Origin of the sequence: Pedobacter endophyticus, assembly GCF_015679185.1 — a bacterium.
Classification (GTDB): Bacteria; Bacteroidota; Bacteroidia; order Sphingobacteriales; family Sphingobacteriaceae; genus Pedobacter; species Pedobacter endophyticus.
On the sequence record NZ_CP064939.1, the window covers coordinates 4074804 to 4090799 of the forward strand.

General features: G+C 38.3%; 21 protein-coding genes and 2 pseudogenes. 14 read left to right on the top strand and 9 right to left on the bottom strand.

All coding sequences use genetic code 11. The annotated features are described in order from the left end of the window. Window positions 1–4: 4 nt before the first annotated feature. From IZT61_RS16605 to IZT61_RS22615, 3 genes are all read left to right on the top strand, one after another. Window positions 5–556 carry a hypothetical protein gene (locus tag IZT61_RS16605; protein ID WP_196098161.1) on the top strand — a complete coding sequence of 184 codons (552 nt, stop codon included), beginning with the start codon at window positions 5–7 and terminating at the stop codon, window positions 554–556. Window positions 557–1018: 462 nt separating this feature from the next. Then, the gene (locus IZT61_RS16610) at window positions 1019–1372 is read left to right on the top strand and encodes a helix-turn-helix domain-containing protein (RefSeq protein WP_196098162.1); all 354 of its coding nucleotides are present in this window, start codon (window positions 1019–1021) and stop codon (window positions 1370–1372) included. A gap of 517 nt (window positions 1373–1889) precedes the next feature. After that, a complete protein-coding gene (locus tag IZT61_RS22615) occupies window positions 1890–2009 on the top strand; it encodes an HNH endonuclease (protein WP_394370744.1) in 120 nt (39 codons plus the stop codon). Between the two features lie 505 nt (window positions 2010–2514). On the opposite strand, the gene IZT61_RS16615 is transcribed toward IZT61_RS22615, so the two are convergent. Then, window positions 2515–2856: a winged helix-turn-helix transcriptional regulator gene (locus tag IZT61_RS16615; protein ID WP_196098163.1), complete on the bottom strand. Its 342-nt coding sequence runs from the start codon at window positions 2854–2856 to the stop codon at window positions 2515–2517. Between the two features lie 88 nt (window positions 2857–2944). Between IZT61_RS16615 and IZT61_RS16620 the strand changes: the two genes are divergently transcribed. From IZT61_RS16620 to IZT61_RS16635, 4 genes are all read left to right on the top strand, one after another. Next, window positions 2945–3754, top strand: a complete 810-nt coding sequence (locus IZT61_RS16620; RefSeq protein ID WP_196098164.1) for an SDR family oxidoreductase — start codon at window positions 2945–2947, stop codon at window positions 3752–3754. Between the two features lie 244 nt (window positions 3755–3998). Then, entirely contained in the window at window positions 3999–5033 is a 1035-nt protein-coding gene (locus IZT61_RS16625; protein ID WP_196098165.1) for an SDR family oxidoreductase, read from the top strand. A 12-nt stretch (window positions 5034–5045) separates the two neighbouring features. Then, window positions 5046–5405: a hypothetical protein gene (locus IZT61_RS16630; RefSeq protein ID WP_196098166.1), complete on the top strand. Its 360-nt coding sequence runs from the start codon at window positions 5046–5048 to the stop codon at window positions 5403–5405. A gap of 7 nt (window positions 5406–5412) precedes the next feature. Next, the gene (locus IZT61_RS16635; protein ID WP_196098167.1) at window positions 5413–6183 is read left to right on the top strand and encodes a helix-turn-helix domain-containing protein; all 771 of its coding nucleotides are present in this window, start codon (window positions 5413–5415) and stop codon (window positions 6181–6183) included. 92 nt (window positions 6184–6275) lie between these two features. Here IZT61_RS16635 and IZT61_RS16640 read toward each other — a convergent pair whose 3' ends face one another. Continuing rightward, entirely contained in the window at window positions 6276–6674 is a 399-nt protein-coding gene (locus tag IZT61_RS16640) for a response regulator transcription factor (RefSeq protein ID WP_196098168.1), read from the bottom strand. Between the two features lie 172 nt (window positions 6675–6846). On the opposite strand from IZT61_RS16640, the gene IZT61_RS16645 reads away from it, so the two are divergent. Further along, window positions 6847–7545, top strand: coding sequence for a hypothetical protein (locus IZT61_RS16645; protein ID WP_230383737.1), 699 nt, complete (start codon window positions 6847–6849; stop codon window positions 7543–7545). 53 nt (window positions 7546–7598) lie between these two features. Here IZT61_RS16645 and IZT61_RS16650 read toward each other — a convergent pair whose 3' ends face one another. Next, on the bottom strand, window positions 7599–8525 hold the full coding sequence (locus IZT61_RS16650; protein ID WP_196098169.1) for a helix-turn-helix domain-containing protein: 927 nt from the start codon (window positions 8523–8525) through the stop codon (window positions 7599–7601). A 12-nt stretch (window positions 8526–8537) separates the two neighbouring features. Further along, on the bottom strand, window positions 8538–9470 hold the full coding sequence (locus tag IZT61_RS16655; protein ID WP_196098170.1) for an SDR family oxidoreductase: 933 nt from the start codon (window positions 9468–9470) through the stop codon (window positions 8538–8540). 364 nt (window positions 9471–9834) lie between these two features. Here IZT61_RS16655 and IZT61_RS22475 point away from each other — a divergent pair, with 364 nt between their 5' ends. Both IZT61_RS22475 and IZT61_RS16665 read left to right on the top strand, forming a co-directional pair. Next, window positions 9835–10029 (top strand): YWFCY domain-containing protein, encoded by a 195-nt coding sequence (locus tag IZT61_RS22475; RefSeq protein ID WP_262895721.1) that lies wholly within the window; start codon window positions 9835–9837, stop codon window positions 10027–10029. After that, window positions 9945–10406: pseudogene (locus IZT61_RS16665) on the top strand (conjugal transfer protein TraG); the annotation flags it as partial. The gene IZT61_RS22475 and the pseudogene IZT61_RS16665, both read left to right, overlap by 85 nt. 80 nt (window positions 10407–10486) lie before the next feature. On the opposite strand, the gene IZT61_RS22480 reads toward IZT61_RS16665, so the two are convergent. Further along, on the bottom strand, window positions 10487–10615 hold the full coding sequence (locus IZT61_RS22480) for a hypothetical protein (protein ID WP_262895698.1): 129 nt from the start codon (window positions 10613–10615) through the stop codon (window positions 10487–10489). Between the two features lie 159 nt (window positions 10616–10774). Further along, window positions 10775–11137 (bottom strand): winged helix-turn-helix transcriptional regulator, encoded by a 363-nt coding sequence (locus IZT61_RS16670; RefSeq protein ID WP_196098172.1) that lies wholly within the window; start codon window positions 11135–11137, stop codon window positions 10775–10777. Between the two features lie 157 nt (window positions 11138–11294). Between IZT61_RS16670 and IZT61_RS16675 the strand changes: the two genes are divergently transcribed. Both IZT61_RS16675 and IZT61_RS22530 read left to right on the top strand, forming a co-directional pair. Next, window positions 11295–12167, top strand: a complete 873-nt coding sequence (locus IZT61_RS16675) for an SDR family oxidoreductase (protein WP_196098173.1) — start codon at window positions 11295–11297, stop codon at window positions 12165–12167. 71 nt (window positions 12168–12238) lie between these two features. Continuing rightward, a complete protein-coding gene (locus tag IZT61_RS22530; protein WP_317193165.1) occupies window positions 12239–12373 on the top strand; it encodes a helix-turn-helix domain-containing protein in 135 nt (44 codons plus the stop codon). Between the two features lie 77 nt (window positions 12374–12450). Here IZT61_RS22530 and IZT61_RS16685 read toward each other — a convergent pair whose 3' ends face one another. Together IZT61_RS16685 and IZT61_RS16690 are read right to left on the bottom strand one after the other, a co-directional pair. After that, the gene (locus IZT61_RS16685; RefSeq protein WP_196101344.1) at window positions 12451–12669 is read right to left on the bottom strand and encodes an SDR family NAD(P)-dependent oxidoreductase; all 219 of its coding nucleotides are present in this window, start codon (window positions 12667–12669) and stop codon (window positions 12451–12453) included. A gap of 56 nt (window positions 12670–12725) precedes the next feature. Then, on the bottom strand, window positions 12726–13472 hold the full coding sequence (locus tag IZT61_RS16690; protein WP_196098174.1) for an SDR family NAD(P)-dependent oxidoreductase: 747 nt from the start codon (window positions 13470–13472) through the stop codon (window positions 12726–12728). A 119-nt stretch (window positions 13473–13591) separates the two neighbouring features. Between IZT61_RS16690 and IZT61_RS16695 the strand changes: the two genes are divergently transcribed. Both IZT61_RS16695 and IZT61_RS16700 read left to right on the top strand, forming a co-directional pair. Beyond that, on the top strand, window positions 13592–13939 hold the full coding sequence (locus IZT61_RS16695) for a winged helix-turn-helix transcriptional regulator (RefSeq protein ID WP_230383738.1): 348 nt from the start codon (window positions 13592–13594) through the stop codon (window positions 13937–13939). 211 nt (window positions 13940–14150) lie between these two features. Then, a pseudogene (locus IZT61_RS16700) lies at window positions 14151–14948 on the top strand (YWFCY domain-containing protein); the annotation flags it as partial. On the opposite strand, the gene IZT61_RS16705 reads toward IZT61_RS16700, so the two are convergent. Next, a complete protein-coding gene (locus IZT61_RS16705; RefSeq protein WP_230383739.1) occupies window positions 14854–15759 on the bottom strand; it encodes a type IA DNA topoisomerase in 906 nt (301 codons plus the stop codon). The pseudogene IZT61_RS16700 and the gene IZT61_RS16705 overlap by 95 nt on opposite strands. Window positions 15760–15996 lie beyond the last annotated feature (237 nt).

A 15996-nucleotide genomic window follows, 5' to 3' on the forward strand; every position in this document is an offset into this window, starting at 1 on the left:
ATCTATGTCTTTAAGAACGGTTTACCAAACGTTAAAGGATAGAAATAATAATGATGAGGTAGTTGCTCACGGGCCATATCTTTGTAATAAATCCAACGCTTGGCTACATGAAGGGTATTATTTCTGGGAAGAATTTATCGAGCCCGCACATCATTGGGGCAAAACCTGGTGTGCTAAAAAATATATAATTACACGAGGTGATTGTTTAATATTTGAACACCAGTTATTCGATCTTGTCGGCAATCTACATCATATTCGTCTTCTAAAAGAAACCGTCGAGTTTTTAAAAGGGGAAGGATTGGTGACAGAAGAAACTACCGTTGCACACATCATTGACTTTCTAAAGAAAGAGGGAGTGTTTGGCTATCTAGCCACTAGGGCACATACTACAGATTCTTTCAGAAAAAAGTATAAACTCGATGTTTTGAAATATGAAGTTGACAAAGAAACTGTTCTAGTAATGAACCCTGCTGTTCAAATATGCATTTACGACTTAGATTCCACTTTGTTTTCGGAATTTAGAATTGTATATCCTGACTTCGAGCAAATTGCATAGAATACTATAATATCAAGATTGATGGAGATTTGAAAATGGGAGTCTCCGTCTTCTATAATTTGAGTCAACATTTTTCATTTCAATTGATCATCACAAGACATCGGTAATTACAGTGATTTAAGCATAAAGTCAATTTCATTTAATTGGCCAATTTGCTGCGGAAATTACATTGTCAAAGAGCCGAGATATTCAGATCATGCCAGCTAACTAACACGCATCCCCACGATAAATAGCTTATTTGAACCTGCGTTTATTCCTCCCTAGATATTTTGAGAATATAACCCAAACTATCCCTGCAATTACAAATCCAATGAGTGGAGTTTTCAAAGTCAATGCAGCGAGCATTGCGGCAGTCGATACAAAACAGGTTAATAGAAATAAGAATAGGGTCTTCATAAATTTATAGGTTAAAATGTTCTAAATAAATGTTTATGTTCAATGTTTCACAACTGCACAGTTATTATGAGATTCACTTTTGAGCAGCTGCCTGAAGAGGTTGCAAAAATCCACGATAAACTTGACAGAATTTCAAAGCTTTTGTCGCCCAAGGAAATTTCTACAGAGGTACCTGAGAATAACCTATTGAATATCCAGCAGGCAGCTCAATATTTATCTTTAGCTGTCAATACAATTTATAGCAAGGTTAGTCGAAAGGAAATACCCTATATAAAAAAGGGAAAACGTTTGTACTTTTTTAAAGACCAACTCGCTGATTGGGTTGAATCCGGAACCTCATCCAATACAAGCCTGATTGAGGCCGAAACTGAAACTCAATTCCTTGCAAAACATCTTCGAAAAGCAAGACGTCTTTTTTGAATTTAAACCAATTGATTGTAGATAAGACCTTCTACCTTTGTCTAGCAATCTGACAAAACTAAGTTTGCAAAAACATATAAAAAATACTTAGTAATAACAGCATTTTGGATGCTGAAAGAACTCTGGTCGCATCTTGCGTCCGGAGTCTCTTGCTGTGCCCCAAAGTTTCCGAGCGAAATGACAATTACATGCAAAATGATCAGCTGAATGATTTTCATAAGATTGCCGATCTGCTGGTTTGCGAAATGGACTGGGTATCGGAATCGTAATGAATATTTCTTAAGGAAACTAGGCCGCCACGCATTTTTTGATTTGAAATAGTGCTTGGGAAAACTGATATTACTATCCATCTGCATTTTATATTCTTGAAAAACGACCATCATTCGAGAATTTGAAGTTTAAGCTTCCTGACATCTATTACACAAGGTCTATAACCAGTTTGATTGACAGATTGAAAGCTGAAAAATGCGAATTATGTGGCGCAACCGAGCAATTGGAAATGCACCATATTAGAAAAATGAAGGATGTCAAAGGGAAACAACCTTGGGAGTTAGTAATGATGGCAAGGAGAAGAAAGACCTTGGCAATATGTCACGGTTGCCACAGAAATATTCACGATGGAAAGTATGACTGCTAATATTTGTGGAGAGCCGTATACATTGAGAGGTGTACGTACGGTTCGGGGGAGAGTTCAGGAAAACCTACCGATATTAATATCGACAAGGCGTCAGGTACTTATCCTGCGCTACTTTCAGAATGTACGCAATTATAAGGATGGCGAAGCCAAACTATAATCCATTGTAATGGGCGGTACGGCACAGCTAAAGACCCAAAATGCATTTGAACTGTGTACAGACTTTGCCTATGCAGGAAAAGAGATTTTTAACTTCAATTAATCATCAAAGGCGACTATCTCCCAAGGTGGTCGCCTTTTGTATAACGTGACACCTGAAAATTGGTGGCAAAAAGACACACCCTCCCGATGGTTGGGGCAGTCTTTGTCATTAAAGCGGTGCAACCCCTCTGTCAAAATTGGATACCAACTTACCATTCCTTCCCACACATTTTCCCAAACAGGTTGCGATTTATTTGAGGGATATTCATTATCTCTTTTGTTGTACTGGGTTGAGTAAAAACTATTACTATTTCCCTTTGATTTTGTTCCGATGCTTTTTACCCCAACTTTCCATCGGTAAAATTACTTCTTCAAGTCCATAAGAATAATCGGTAACGGAATATTCAATTTTTACAGGATAATTGTCAATCACGGTTCGTTTAATCAATAAGTTTTCCTCTAAATGTTTTAATTCTTTGGATAAAACACGGTTCGTAATCTGTGGAATGGAATTAGAAATATCATTAAATCGCTTGTTTCCGCTGTAAATAGAAAGTATTATAGGTAGTTTCCATTTTCCACCAAGCACAAACATGGTGTCTTGAATGGCCTTGACTTTTTCTTGAAACCGCTTTTCATCTTTTGCCATAAATCAGGTATCCTTTTGTATACAGGTATCAAATATATACTTTTTCAATTTTAACTTTGTGATGCGTAAACAATTAAAGCAAAGTAAAATGCAGACAATCTTCATCACAGGGGCTTCATCGGGTTTCGGTAAGGAAACCGCCAAACTATTTCAAGCAAAGGGTTGGAATGTAATAGCCACAATGCGTTCGCCTGAAAAGGAACATGAATTAACGAAGTTAGAGAACATTTTAGTTTTGGAGTTAGACGTTCAAGACGAAAACTCTATCAAAACAGCTGTTCAGAAAGGAATAGAAAAATATGGAAAAATTGACGCGTTACTGAACAATGCTGGTTTTGCCGTAATGGGCATTTTTGAAACAGCTAGCGAAGAACAAATCCAAAATCAATATGACGTGAATGTTTTCGGGATGATGCGAACAACAAAAGCTATATTGCCTTTTATGCGAACTCAGGCAAAAGGCGTAATTGTCAATATTTCATCGGTTGCGGGACGAGTGGGATTACCTTTCGCAAGCATTTATGAAAGTTCAAAATTTGCAGTTGAAGGCTTCTCGGAGGCATTACATTTCGAAGTTGGCAATTTTGGAATTAAAGTAAAGATCATTGAGCCAGGTTCATCACCAACCAATTTTGGAAATGCCAGAAAAAGTACAGATAATGACATTGCTGATTACAATCCGTTTTTGGGAAAGTTCTTTGAAAATTATCCAAAGAAAACGGCACAGTGCAAAACCGCCACACTGCAAGAAGTAGCCGAAACAATTTACAACGCTGTTACAGACAAAAGAGATAAATTAAGGTATATAATTGGTGAAGATTGTCAGTTTTTTGTGGACACCAAAGACGGGAATCTCGAAGAAAATTACATCCAAGCCATCCAAGCCTTTTTCGAATAGCTAGGCCTAATCCATAATAAAAAGACTATCCCTTTCTTAGGTCGGGATAGTCTTTTTTGCGTCCACGCAAAGTCCTTTTTAAGCGGGGTTAGCCATTCTCCGAGTTACTCGTGCTGTAACTTTATCTATAAATTAATTACAACAAAATAATGAACCGCTCAGTAAAGTGGATTTGGACTTTTCAGACAACCAGTAGTTCTATCACCTTCCCGACATTTGCACTATAAATACAGACAATAAGCAAATGGAAAATAAAGAAACCGTACTGGTTACTGGGGCAACCGGGTTTGTGGGAATGCAAATCATCCTGCAACTGTTAGAAAAGGGCTATACCGTGAAAGCCACGGTAAGGGATGTTAAAAGTGAAGGTAAGGTCAGAGAGACCCTTCGCAAAAATAACGTCCGATCCTTAGAAAAACTTTCGTTTGTTGCGGCTGAACTCACCCAGGACAATAATTGGGAAGAAGCGATGCAGGGCTGCAACTATGTACTGAGTGTAGCATCGCCCATATTTTTTGACACACCCAAAAATGAAGAAGAAGCCTTTCGCCCTGCCAGGGAAGGGATTTTGCGTATTTTGAAATATGCTAAAAAAGCCAGCGTAAAAAGAGTGGTGATGACCTCCAATTTTGGCGCCGTGGGTTTCACGCAAACTGACAAGTCCCGGGAAACTACCGAAGCCGACTGGACAGACACCCGGAACAATGCAGTTTCAGTGTATGAACGATCTAAAACCTTAGCGGAAAAAGCTGCTTGGGAGTTCATCAGAACAGACGGCGGCAACCTGGAATTTGCCACTATTAATCCCGTGGCTATCTTGGGTCCATCACTGGATGCACACGTTTCGGGCAGTTTTCACCTGCTGCAAAATTTATTAAATGGAAAGATGAAAGCTATTCCGAACATTCCTCTGAACATTGTGGATGTAAGGGATGTAGCTGATCTGCATATCAAGGCGATGGAGATACCGGAAGCCAACGAAAAGCGTTTTATTGTTTCGGCCGATGGCCAGATCTCGTTGCCCGAAATCGCTGAACTTTTAAAAAGAGAAAGACCCGAACTGTCGCGAAAAGTTTCGTCCAAAAGAGTGCCCAACTTCGTGCTTAGCATAGCATCCTTGTTTAATCATCAGGCCAAAGAGGGTGTATTGCTGGCCAAAATGAACCGCAATCTGAGTACCCGAAACGCCAAGAGCATCCTTAACTGGAAGCCTGTTGCAACCCAGGAGGAAACGATACTGGCCGCGGTAGACACACTGAAGAAATATGATTTACTCTAAAAAGCGACCGAAATGACAACAAGAATAATCAGCGGAATACTTTTAGTCGTCACCGTCTATTTTGGGTTCAGCCACGGCTCTCGGGTATTTCAAAAACCAAGTGCACAGTATCTGGAAATGATGCAATCGTTGGGAATTACCAGCCCAATGAGGATTGCCTTTGGCATAGTTTCCATTTTTTTAACATTGCTCATTCTTTTTCCCAAGACATTTTTCCTGGGTAATACAGTCAGGGCTTTACTCTTAGTACTGATGATGGCCTTGGCCCTTAAAGTTGGAAACTATAAATTTGCATTGATTGAAATTCCATTTATAATGATGCCATTGATCCTGATATATTTAGGCCATCCTTTAAAAAATCTATCCTTATAATACTGTTATGAGTGCAGACAGAGAAGCCAATGTATTGAAAGAACAGTTTATACCGGATACCATATTTCTATTTGTGGCAAAAGGAACGATACAGACCTACGATGGAAATAAAAAATCCATTTTCAGAACAGGAGATGCCATCATTGCCCAAAAGAACAGGTTGGCAAAGTATGAATTACCAGACGAAAAGGACGCTTTTGAACCCATTGTGTTCTGCTTCGACGAAGATTTTTTGAGAGAATTTAAAGCAAAGCATAACATACAGCCCAATGGTAGCCTTATCGGGGACAGTTTTGTAAAGCTTCCAAAAAATAAGTTCATCAATAGTTTCATCACCTCCATAAAGCCCTACCATAAAGGAATTATGGAACTCGAAAAAGAATTTGAAACTGTGAAATACGAAGAACTGCTCCTCATTCTCTTGAAAGTAAATCCGGAGTTGGCGGATTCGCTGTTCGATTTCCGAAAACCTGGAAAGATTGATCTGGAAGCCTTTATGAACAAACACTATGCTTTTAATGTAAGTAACGAAAGGTTTGCCACATTGACCGGCAGAAGCTTATCGGCGTTCAAAAGAGATTTTAAGACGATCTTCAATGATACGCCCAGCCATTGGCTGGTTAAGAAACGGTTGGAAGAAGCGCATTTTTTGATTAATAAGGAAGGTAGAAAACCCAAAGATTTCTATCTCGAATTGGGCTTTGAAAGCTTATCGCATTTTTCAGTAGCTTATAAAAATAAGTTTGGATATGCACCATCCAGGCAAGCAGATAAATGAAATTTTACCCCCAAATGTAGTTGGTTTAGACAAAGACGTTATAGATACTCCCCTCTGCCGGGGTGATCACAAGTATTCATATCGACTTGATCTTAGTGTTGACCAAGTGTAAGTCTGCTTATCGCTCTTTTAAAATCTTCAGAATCATTCCCTATCAATATATAACTGGAAAAGCCAATATCAAAAAGAGTATTGGCAATTTTCTCCTCGTCAATATCAGTGTGCGCAATCAGCTTAATGGATGGATATTGCGTTGTTAATTTTTGAAGCTGTGCCAGCGCATTCTTGTTGTAGAAATCAATGTCAATAATACAAACTGCGGGAAGTTCTTTGAGGGCGGACAATTGTGATAATCCATCTTCAATGTTATACGAACGAAATATTACTTCAAGCCCTGAAGCTATGAGGTCGTTACAGGTCAAATCCAAAATTGGACTTTTATCATTGATGAAGGCGAGGGTAATTTCTTGTTTCGTTGTACCAGTTTCCATATCATAGCTTTTTGTGTTGATGTAGCCCTGCACAAAAAAAGAAGCGCAGGCAACTACACTTATTGGCATTAAGGCACTGGTACGCCTGACCCCCAAATAAGCGAGCGCCCACGCCTATGACGTGAGCGTTCTTACTTATCTGTTCCGGGGTTTTAAAAATTACCAGTTTCTAATGCGGAACCTAAAGCAAAAACACTTTAAGTATTTCTATATTTTCGAAAGCAAAGGTACTAAACTCGTTCCTTTCCGAATGCATATATTGTATATTCCGTTAAATGAAAAAGGCGAAAGAGCCGGGCATGCGTTTAAGGCTTCGCTGTTTGGAAAGAGTGCAGGACTTCCGGCTTTGGAACTGCATTTTGCGAAATGCAAAACAGCTTTGAAAGACAGCCCAACTAAACAGACCATAAAATCTGCCATTACCATTGCCCTGAAAACCACGAGTGATGAGCAGGCATTCAAAAAGCAGTTAGCGGAACAGGGTATTAATGTAGTCGTGCGCCGGAATGATACAGGGCGTATTTATGGAATCACATTTATTGACCACAATTCCAAAGCGGTTTGGAATGGCTCACGTTTAGCAACAGAACTTTCTGCAAATACCTTTAATGATTATTGGAACAATAACATCAAACCCGATATTAAGGAACCTGCCGTATTACAACCCAAACTATCCACATCAAATGATGCGGATCTTCCTGCGGAAGAACCACACCATTTGTTCGAATTCTTAACTACGGGCAAACACCAAGATGGTTTGATTGAAGCACTGGGCGGCTTATTGCCCGAAGCCCAGGGCGAAGATTACGAAGAACAGGACTTCGACAATAAAATGAAGAAGAAAAGGAAACGCCAAAGAGGTCAGAAGTAATGTATTCTTTTAGTGATAAATGATTAACAAAGTTTTCGATTATTTTTAAAAACTCAATTAAACGAAGCCCTGAATTCCAAAGGACTTTGATTCGTTTTGTTTTTAAATAATTTACTGAAACTCTGCGAATGCTCAAAACCCAGTTCGTAGGCAATTTCGCTGACTGATAAGTCTGTCGTGGATAGTTTTTCTTTTGCTTTTTCAATCAATTTGTCATGAATGTGTTGTTGCGTGGTCTGCCCCGTGAGGACTTTAAGCAAACGGCTTAAATAACTTACAGATACATTTAGTTTGTTTGAAAGATATTGGGCGGTCGGCAAACCTTTTGAAATTAAATCATCATTAATGAAATAATCGGCAAGCAATTTTTCCATAATATCGAGGATTTGATGACTAGCTTTTTTGCGTGTAATGAATTGTCTATGGTAAAAGCGTTCGGAGTAATTTAGTAAAGCTTCAATATGTGAAATGATAATATTTTGACTGAAATTGTCAATATTGGAATGATACTCATTCTTAATATTCTTTACAATTCCATTTAGCGTTTTTTCCTCTTTTTCTGAAAGAAATAATGCTTCATTTACAGCGTATTCAAAAAACTCGTATTGTTTTATTGTTTTTGCAAGTGGCATATTCCAAATAAAATCGGGGTGTATAAGTAAAATCCAACCTGATGTTTCTTCGGAATTTTCTTCTTCAATAATTTCAATATTGAGCACCTGATTTGGCGACATAAAAAACAGCACGCCATCATCTTCAAAATCGTAGTGCTGTTGTCCATATTTATACTTCAAACCTTTCATACGTTTCAAAGCAATGAAATAAAAATCAAATACCGCATTCAAAGCCTGTGGGTCGGACAGGTCAGTAAAATCATCCATTGCAACTACACTAATCAAAGGGTGTTCGGGCTTGGGCAGACCTCTTACCCGATGAAATTCGCTGATTGATTTTATTCTATCTGGTTTTTTATTTGCCATATACAAAGATAATTATTGTTGATTGTATGCTTTTGCAAATTCCTTTGCAAACTCTGTCAATTTTACTTTTCCCATTTTTGGATTGTTCTTGTGGAAATTTTTAAGCGGTGTTCCGCTGTGCATAACTGACTGCATTTCTACCATAGTTTGTGCAATTTCTTGCGGCATTTTTGCCATTTTTAATCCTTGCAACATTTCTTTATCCGAAATCAAGACCCATTTCAAATAAGGTTTTCCGACAGCCGAACCGATAATTTTTGCGGCTTCGTTACAAGTCATTTCTTCGCTTCCTACATAGCGGATTTTTACTTTTTCTGTTGGCGGATTTACCAATTCTTCTGCAATTGCCTCTGCAATATCTTTTGGTGAAACAAAAACGATTTTGTCGTCCCCGCCATAATTCCCCATTAGTAACCCTGTTTCTCCTTTGAGCAAAGCCTTTAATCCCAAATAACGAAGTGTCAAAAATTTCCCAATAATACCTTTGCCTTTTATCATATCCATAGAAAAATAAAAGTTGGTGTAGAAAGCTCCGGGTCGCATAATGGTAATTGGCACATTAAGCTGTTCGGTGAAAATGTTTTCAGCATTTTCACCTTTAACCAAATCAGCCGACCAACCGCTTAAAAACACTACACGTTTTACCTCTGCTTCCTTTATTGCCTGCACATAATTGTTGGCTATTTTGTGCATATAGGCTTGTTGGTTGGCTTCGTTCATATTCATTGGTATCATACAATATACTGCGTCTGCACCCATAAAGCTATTTATAAGAAAAGGTAAATCTTCCAGTTTACCAATAGAAGCATGTGCTCCTAATGCTTCTATTTCTTTTTGTTTTTCTGGATTGCCGCTAATAACAGTTACCGAATGTCTTTTTGCAATCAATTCTTTTGCAAGTGGTTTGCTAATGTTACCTAATGAACCAGTGAGTATGATTTTCATTTCTTTTAATATTTGTTTATGCAAAATTGCACTGAAATAAAAAAAGCAATGTAACCGATTTTGACTTTGTTGTAGCCGGAAATGAAATTATTAACTGGAAGCCATAACGATTGTTTGACCGTGATACAACGTCTTCATTTACTTATTATGTGTGTGCAGTGTAACTTCATTGTAACTTTTGAATACTCTGATTTACTTATTTTTCATATATCAAATTATTAGCCAAACACCGCCACACAACGCCACTGGCTGCCATATTCTTATCGCCACACCATAGAGCCTTTAAATTCACGCCCGAACATTAAAATATAAAATAATGCAAGGAGAAGACGATTTAAGAGGACTTGCCAAGATAATGGCTTTTATGCGGGCAGTCAGTATTCTTTTGGTACTGATGCACCTTTATTGGTTCTGCTACGGTTTTTTTTTTACAACGTGGTTGGACGTTAGAAGTAATCAACAGGATATTGGGCAATTTCGACCGGTCAGGTGGTTGGCGAAACGGCAAAAAGTCTTTTGGAAGGGTTTGGTAAAGTATTACAGAAACGCCAAAGTATGACCATCAACCGAAATGATAAATCTACCTCTATCTCCATACAGTTAGACGGCCTTATCCCGGCTTCCAAAATCTCAACATTAACACAGGGTATGTTTGTCGGTTCTGTATCGGATAACTTTGATAAACGTATCGAGCAAAAAATATTTCACGCCAAAATTGTGGTAGATAATGAAAAGGTTGCAGCAGAAACCAAAGCCTTTCAAACGATACCGGAAATCTTATCTTTTCTAGATGAGCAGGGCGAGGATAAGATGAAGCAGGAAATTGAAAGCAATTACAAACAGATAAAATCAGACATCGTGAATATTGTTGTCAGTGAAATGGAACGCATCAAGAATGACCCGGATTTACGGCATTTGATACAGCAAGAGGGGTGAAATAAAAAGGGCTTTCAAAGCACTTTTTTACATTTTAAGCAACAAAAATCCGACAATAATCGAAAATTATCAAACCTCATTTATGCAACCAATGCAATGAAAATGATTTTATTGACTTTAGCGGTTACCACATCAAAGCTTCCGTGTGGCGCTATCACAACTTCCTGAGCCGAATCCGTACTGTTCTCTAACAGCCAAAAATAACTCACAATTCACTAATAGATTCGTGGAGATTTATTTTTGGAAGGTAAGGGCTTGGGCATTGATTATTGCTATTTGGATTGAAAGATGTAAATCGATTCTTATCGAGAAGCGTGTTGCTGGCAAGAGAGTATTATAGTTTCTAAGAAGACTCATTTGAAAATGGACTATTTATTATTTTCTACAATGATATTGTTTCTGTAAGATTTGCCCCATTTTTCCATCGCTTCAATAACTGGTTTAAGGCTTTCACCGTGCGCTGTTAATTCGTATTCTACAGTAATGGGCATCGTATCCTGCACCGTGCGTTTTACAAGATGGTTCATTTCCAGATCCTTTAATTCTTTGGAAAGCACTTTGGGCGCAATACCGTCAATATGGCGATGTATTTCCATAAAGCGTGCTTTGCCACTGAAATATAACATGCCCAAAATGCAGCATTTCCATTTACCGCTCAATAGATCCTGGGTGTCTTTTACTGCCTGAATATTTTGCCGACAAGCCTCGGTCAATTTTGATTTATCCCTCATAAAGATCATTTCATTTATGCAAAAATACGGTAAAACAATTACTTTGAAGCAACCTGATTACTTAAAAGTAACTAATTACCAATAGGTAACAGCTATATTTTTAGTAACTAAAAGAGTTAACTTTGTGTCAGGATTTAAAACAATAATAAAAATTGATATGATATTAGTAACGGGAGCTACAGGACATTTGGGTTCAGCAATAGTGGCGCAATTATTAGAGAAAATTCCAGCTAACGAAATAGTCGGTTTGGCAAGAAGCAAGGAAAAAGCAGAAGTATTGAGAGAAAAAGGTGTCCGGATAAGTATTGGTAATTTAGACGATGCCGCTTCATTGAAAAAAGCTACGGAAGGTATCGAAAAGATCGTATTGATTTCTACCATTGATCATCACCGTTATCAGCAGCACAAAAACCTAATCGATGCAGCAAAAAAATCGGGCGTTAAACATATTGCCTACACCAGTGCTTATATCAAAGATGTGGCAACTTCTCCGGTAAAAGCTCATCTTGAAAGTCATTTTCAAACCGAAGATTATCTGAAGGAAAGAGGTTTGACCTATAGCATATTTCGCAACTCTTTATATATGGATATGATCCCTGTGTATGTAAGTGACAAGGTGTTTGAGGAAGGGATATTTTTACCTGCTGGCGATGGAAAAGTAGCCTATGCGCTCCGCCGCGAAATGGGAGAAGCCATTGCTAACGAATTAGTGCAAAATAATGGCGAAAATAAAAACTACGAATTGACCGGTGCTGAATTGTATTCTTATGAAGATATAGCGCAGGCACTAACGGAATTATCGGGCAAAGAAATTACATATACCAATGCCGATCCTGTAAAATTCTCCGAAATACTAAAACAATTGGGCGTACCGGAACGGATGGTTATGGTGGCATCTGGCTTTACCACAGATATTAGAAATCATCAGTATGAAATCATTAGTAATGATCTGGAGTATTTACTGGGAAGAAAACCTGCTTTATTAAAGCAAGCACTCCAAGAATTATATGTCACCCAATTATTTAAGTGATCTTTTGAGAACATCAACAGGTAAGAGCCCAATGCCATATTCAGGGTAAGCTGATCGATGTTTCCAAAACGATGCTAAGCTCCACATCACTTTCCTTTTCCGAAATCGCTTGCCAATTAGGATTTGAACAACCTCAATCGTTCAACAGATTATTCAAATCCAAAACAAATCAAACGCCATTGGAATTTCGGGCAAGCTTTAATTAGGTAATAAGTTTTTGGAGGTTGTTATCTTCACTTTATTTCCTCAAATGCAACTATGTTATTCGGACAAGCGATATAAGTTATTGGCAGGTGGTTGTCAAAAAAAGTTCAACTACCTCTGCAGATTTCGACACATCACCTTGCAATGCGATGGCTATATCACCTCGTGATTCATTTTCGGCAACAACTTTATCCGCGCCTTCTTTGCTTGAGGCATAATTCACAACAACTTTTTCGCCTTCCGCTGCATAATACTTAGCAATAGACGCTCCGATACCTTTTGATGCTCCTGTGATGATGGCTACTTTATCTTTTAGTTTTTCATTTTATCTGATTTAATATATTTTACTGCTAATTATTTTCTCGCAAATGTTGTATAACCACCATCGACTAATAGCTCGGTCCCTGTTATAAAGCTGGCTTTTTCGGAAGCTAAAAATAATACAGTATCAGCGATTTCATCAGGATGCCCCAAACGATTTAACGCAACCGATGAGGTTAAATGATTTTTGGCTTCATCTGTCGTAACCGCGCTATCAAAACCTTCTGTTTTTACAGGACCAGGGCTGATCATATTTATCCGTATACTTCTATGCGCTAATTCGTTTGCCGCTACTTGAGCAATTTTGTTTAAAGCACCTTTTGTCGCAGAATAGATGCTTGATCCCAAATTTGCTGCGGTGGCTACCGTAGAAGACGTAAATAATACGTTAGCACCTTCTGCCAGATGAGGAATTAATTTTTGGAGCGTAAAAAAATGTCCCTTTACATTGGTGTTGAATTGCAGGTCAAAATCGGCTTCAGTCACATCCTCAATCCCTGAAAATACAGCCAGACCAGCATTCAGAAACAATATATCTATCTTAATGTCCTGTGAAATGACTACATGTTCCAAAGTTTCAATTCCTTGCATATGTGATGTATCTGCAACCAAAGTTTGGAGATTTTCGCTGGCAATTTTAGATGCTGCCTTAGTAAGGTTTTCGTTATTTCTTCCTGTAATCCATACAGTTGCACCAGCATTGATAAAAGCTTTAGCGGTTGCAAACCCTATTCCTGTTGTACCACCTGTGATGATAACTTTTTTGTTTGTAAAATTCATTTTTAATAAAAATTTGTTGACTGCAAAGTTATATTACATTTGTTATTTTTAGTAACTTTGTACTGAAAAGTTATAGTAACATGGAGGTAACAAGACCCATTGAGAGCGAACTTAAATGCATGGCAAAGCACTTTCAACAACAGCACAAGGAAGAAATGCGAGCTGTCCAGGATTCGATGGATGTACTTAATGGAAAATGGAAAATACCGATTATTTCATCGATTTGCTACTACAACAAAAGACGTTTTTCGGATATCTTACATGATGTAGAAGGTATTTCAAACCGTATGTTGAGTAAGGAATTAAAAGAATTGGAAATCAATCAGCTGATTGTTAGAACTATTCAAGATACACAGCCGATTACTGTAGAATATACTCTTACCGACCACGGAAAGACTTTGCAAACAATTATCAATAACCTAACAGATTGGGGCATCCAGCATAGAAAAAAGATTGTAGGTAGGTAGTATGGATTGTAACTTATTGAAAAGCGGCCGATATTTTTTTCAGACGTATCAGCCTTTTTTTTGAAATTAAGATATTTTGTTAATGTTGTATTCCCTAAAAGTTAACAATCTAATTTAGCCAAACACTGCTACACAACGCCAAAGCCTGCCACATTCTTAGAGCCACTAATAGAGCCTTTAAATTCACGCCCGAACATTAAAAATCAAAATAATGCAGGGAGAAGACGATTTAAGAGGCTTAGCCAAGATAATGGCTTTTATGCGGGCAGTCAGTATTCTTTTGGTGCTGATGCACCTTTATTGGTTCTGCTACGGTTTCTTTTTAGAACGTGGTTGGACGTTGGAAGTAATCAACAAGATATTGGGCAATTTCGACCGAACCGCGGGCTTGTTTTCACATACCCTTTACACCAAAGCATTTGCTTTGGTTTTGTTGGCTTTAAGCTGCTTAGGCACAAAGGGCGTAAAGACCGAGAAGATAACCTGGTCTAAAATTTATGTGGCTTTGGGCGTTGGGTTTGTATTGTTTTTCCTCAACACGCCGTTGCTAAAACTACCTCCTGCAACAGGCACATTTCTTTATATGCTAACTATCTCGTTAGGCTATATCGCTTTGCTGATGGCGGGTGTATGGATGAAAAGGTTACTGAAAAACAATTTAATGGACGATGTTTTCAATAAAGAAAATGAGAGTTTCCAACAGCAAACAAAACTGATGAAAAATGAATACTCCGTCAATCTGCCTACCAAATTTTACTACAAAGACAAATGGAACCACGGTTGGATAAACATCGTCAATCCTTTCAGGGCATCAATTGTGTTGGGTACGCCCGGTTCGGGAAAATCTTATGCAATCGTAAACAACTATATCAAGCAGCAGATAGAGAAAGGCTTTAGTATGTACATCTACGATTTCAAGTTTGACGACCTTTCCACGATTGCCTACAACCACTTACTGAAGCACAGGGATAAGTACAAAGTACAGCCAAAATTTTATGTGATAAATTTTCGGCATTTTCTTTCAGTACGATATAAGCATCGAATTTCTTTCCGGCTTTACTTGTCATTCCTTTGATAAGAGAGGTTTTGCCTTTATTGACAAGGCTTGTTACATTTTCAATACTGATTTGCACACCGCAGACAGTGCGGAATTGTACCCAATTACAAGCCTCATCAGGGCATTTCACTATCTTGTCACGGATGATGAGTTGTTGACTTTTGCATCTTGGACAGGTCAGTTTGGGTTGATTGGTACTTGCAATAGAAGTTTGCAATAATTCATCGGTAATGGATTTGGCATAGGTTTCCATTTCTTTTTGGAATGTTCTGGCATCCGCTTCGTTGTTTTCAATTTTCTGCAATGCCAATTCCCATTCGGCGGTCATTGCTACGTCTGCAATCTTGCGTTCTTTGACCAGCTCATAAACCTGCAATCCTTTTTCGGTAGGGATTAAAGAGCTTTTATCCCGTAGGATATAATTACGGGTAAACAGTGTTTTGATAATGGCGGCTCTTGCTGCAGGCGTACCGATACCAATATTTTTGAGGGCTTTACGCTCTTCTTCATTTTCGATTTCTTTTCCGGCAGTTTCCATAGCGGACAAAAGCCCGGCTTCGGTGTAAAGCACTGGTGGTTTTGTCTGCTTTTCCAAAACGGAGGCTTCTTTTATGATAAGTTCGTCGCCTTTATGCAGTTCGGGTAGTTCTTGCACTGGCTCTTCGCCGTCATCGGTAAAACTACCTTTTATGGAACGCCAACCGGCTTCCTGAATTTTACAGCCTTTTGCCGCAAAGTCGTAATGCGATACCTGTAATAACAAATAAATATTAACATCTAAAAAGCCCTTTTGGCCCGCTGCTCTGTACCTAGATATTGACCAAATCGGTTTGGTTATCTAGAGAAACTAATTTAAAAATATCAATAGATGAGAAAATCAGTTTAGATAAATTCTTTAAAGCTTAACGAAGCACGACCTTAATTTATCATAACCACCAAAACTGAGGAAGAACCAGAAAGTGACCTATCCATTTCGGATCAAAATGGCCGCCTGACTTTC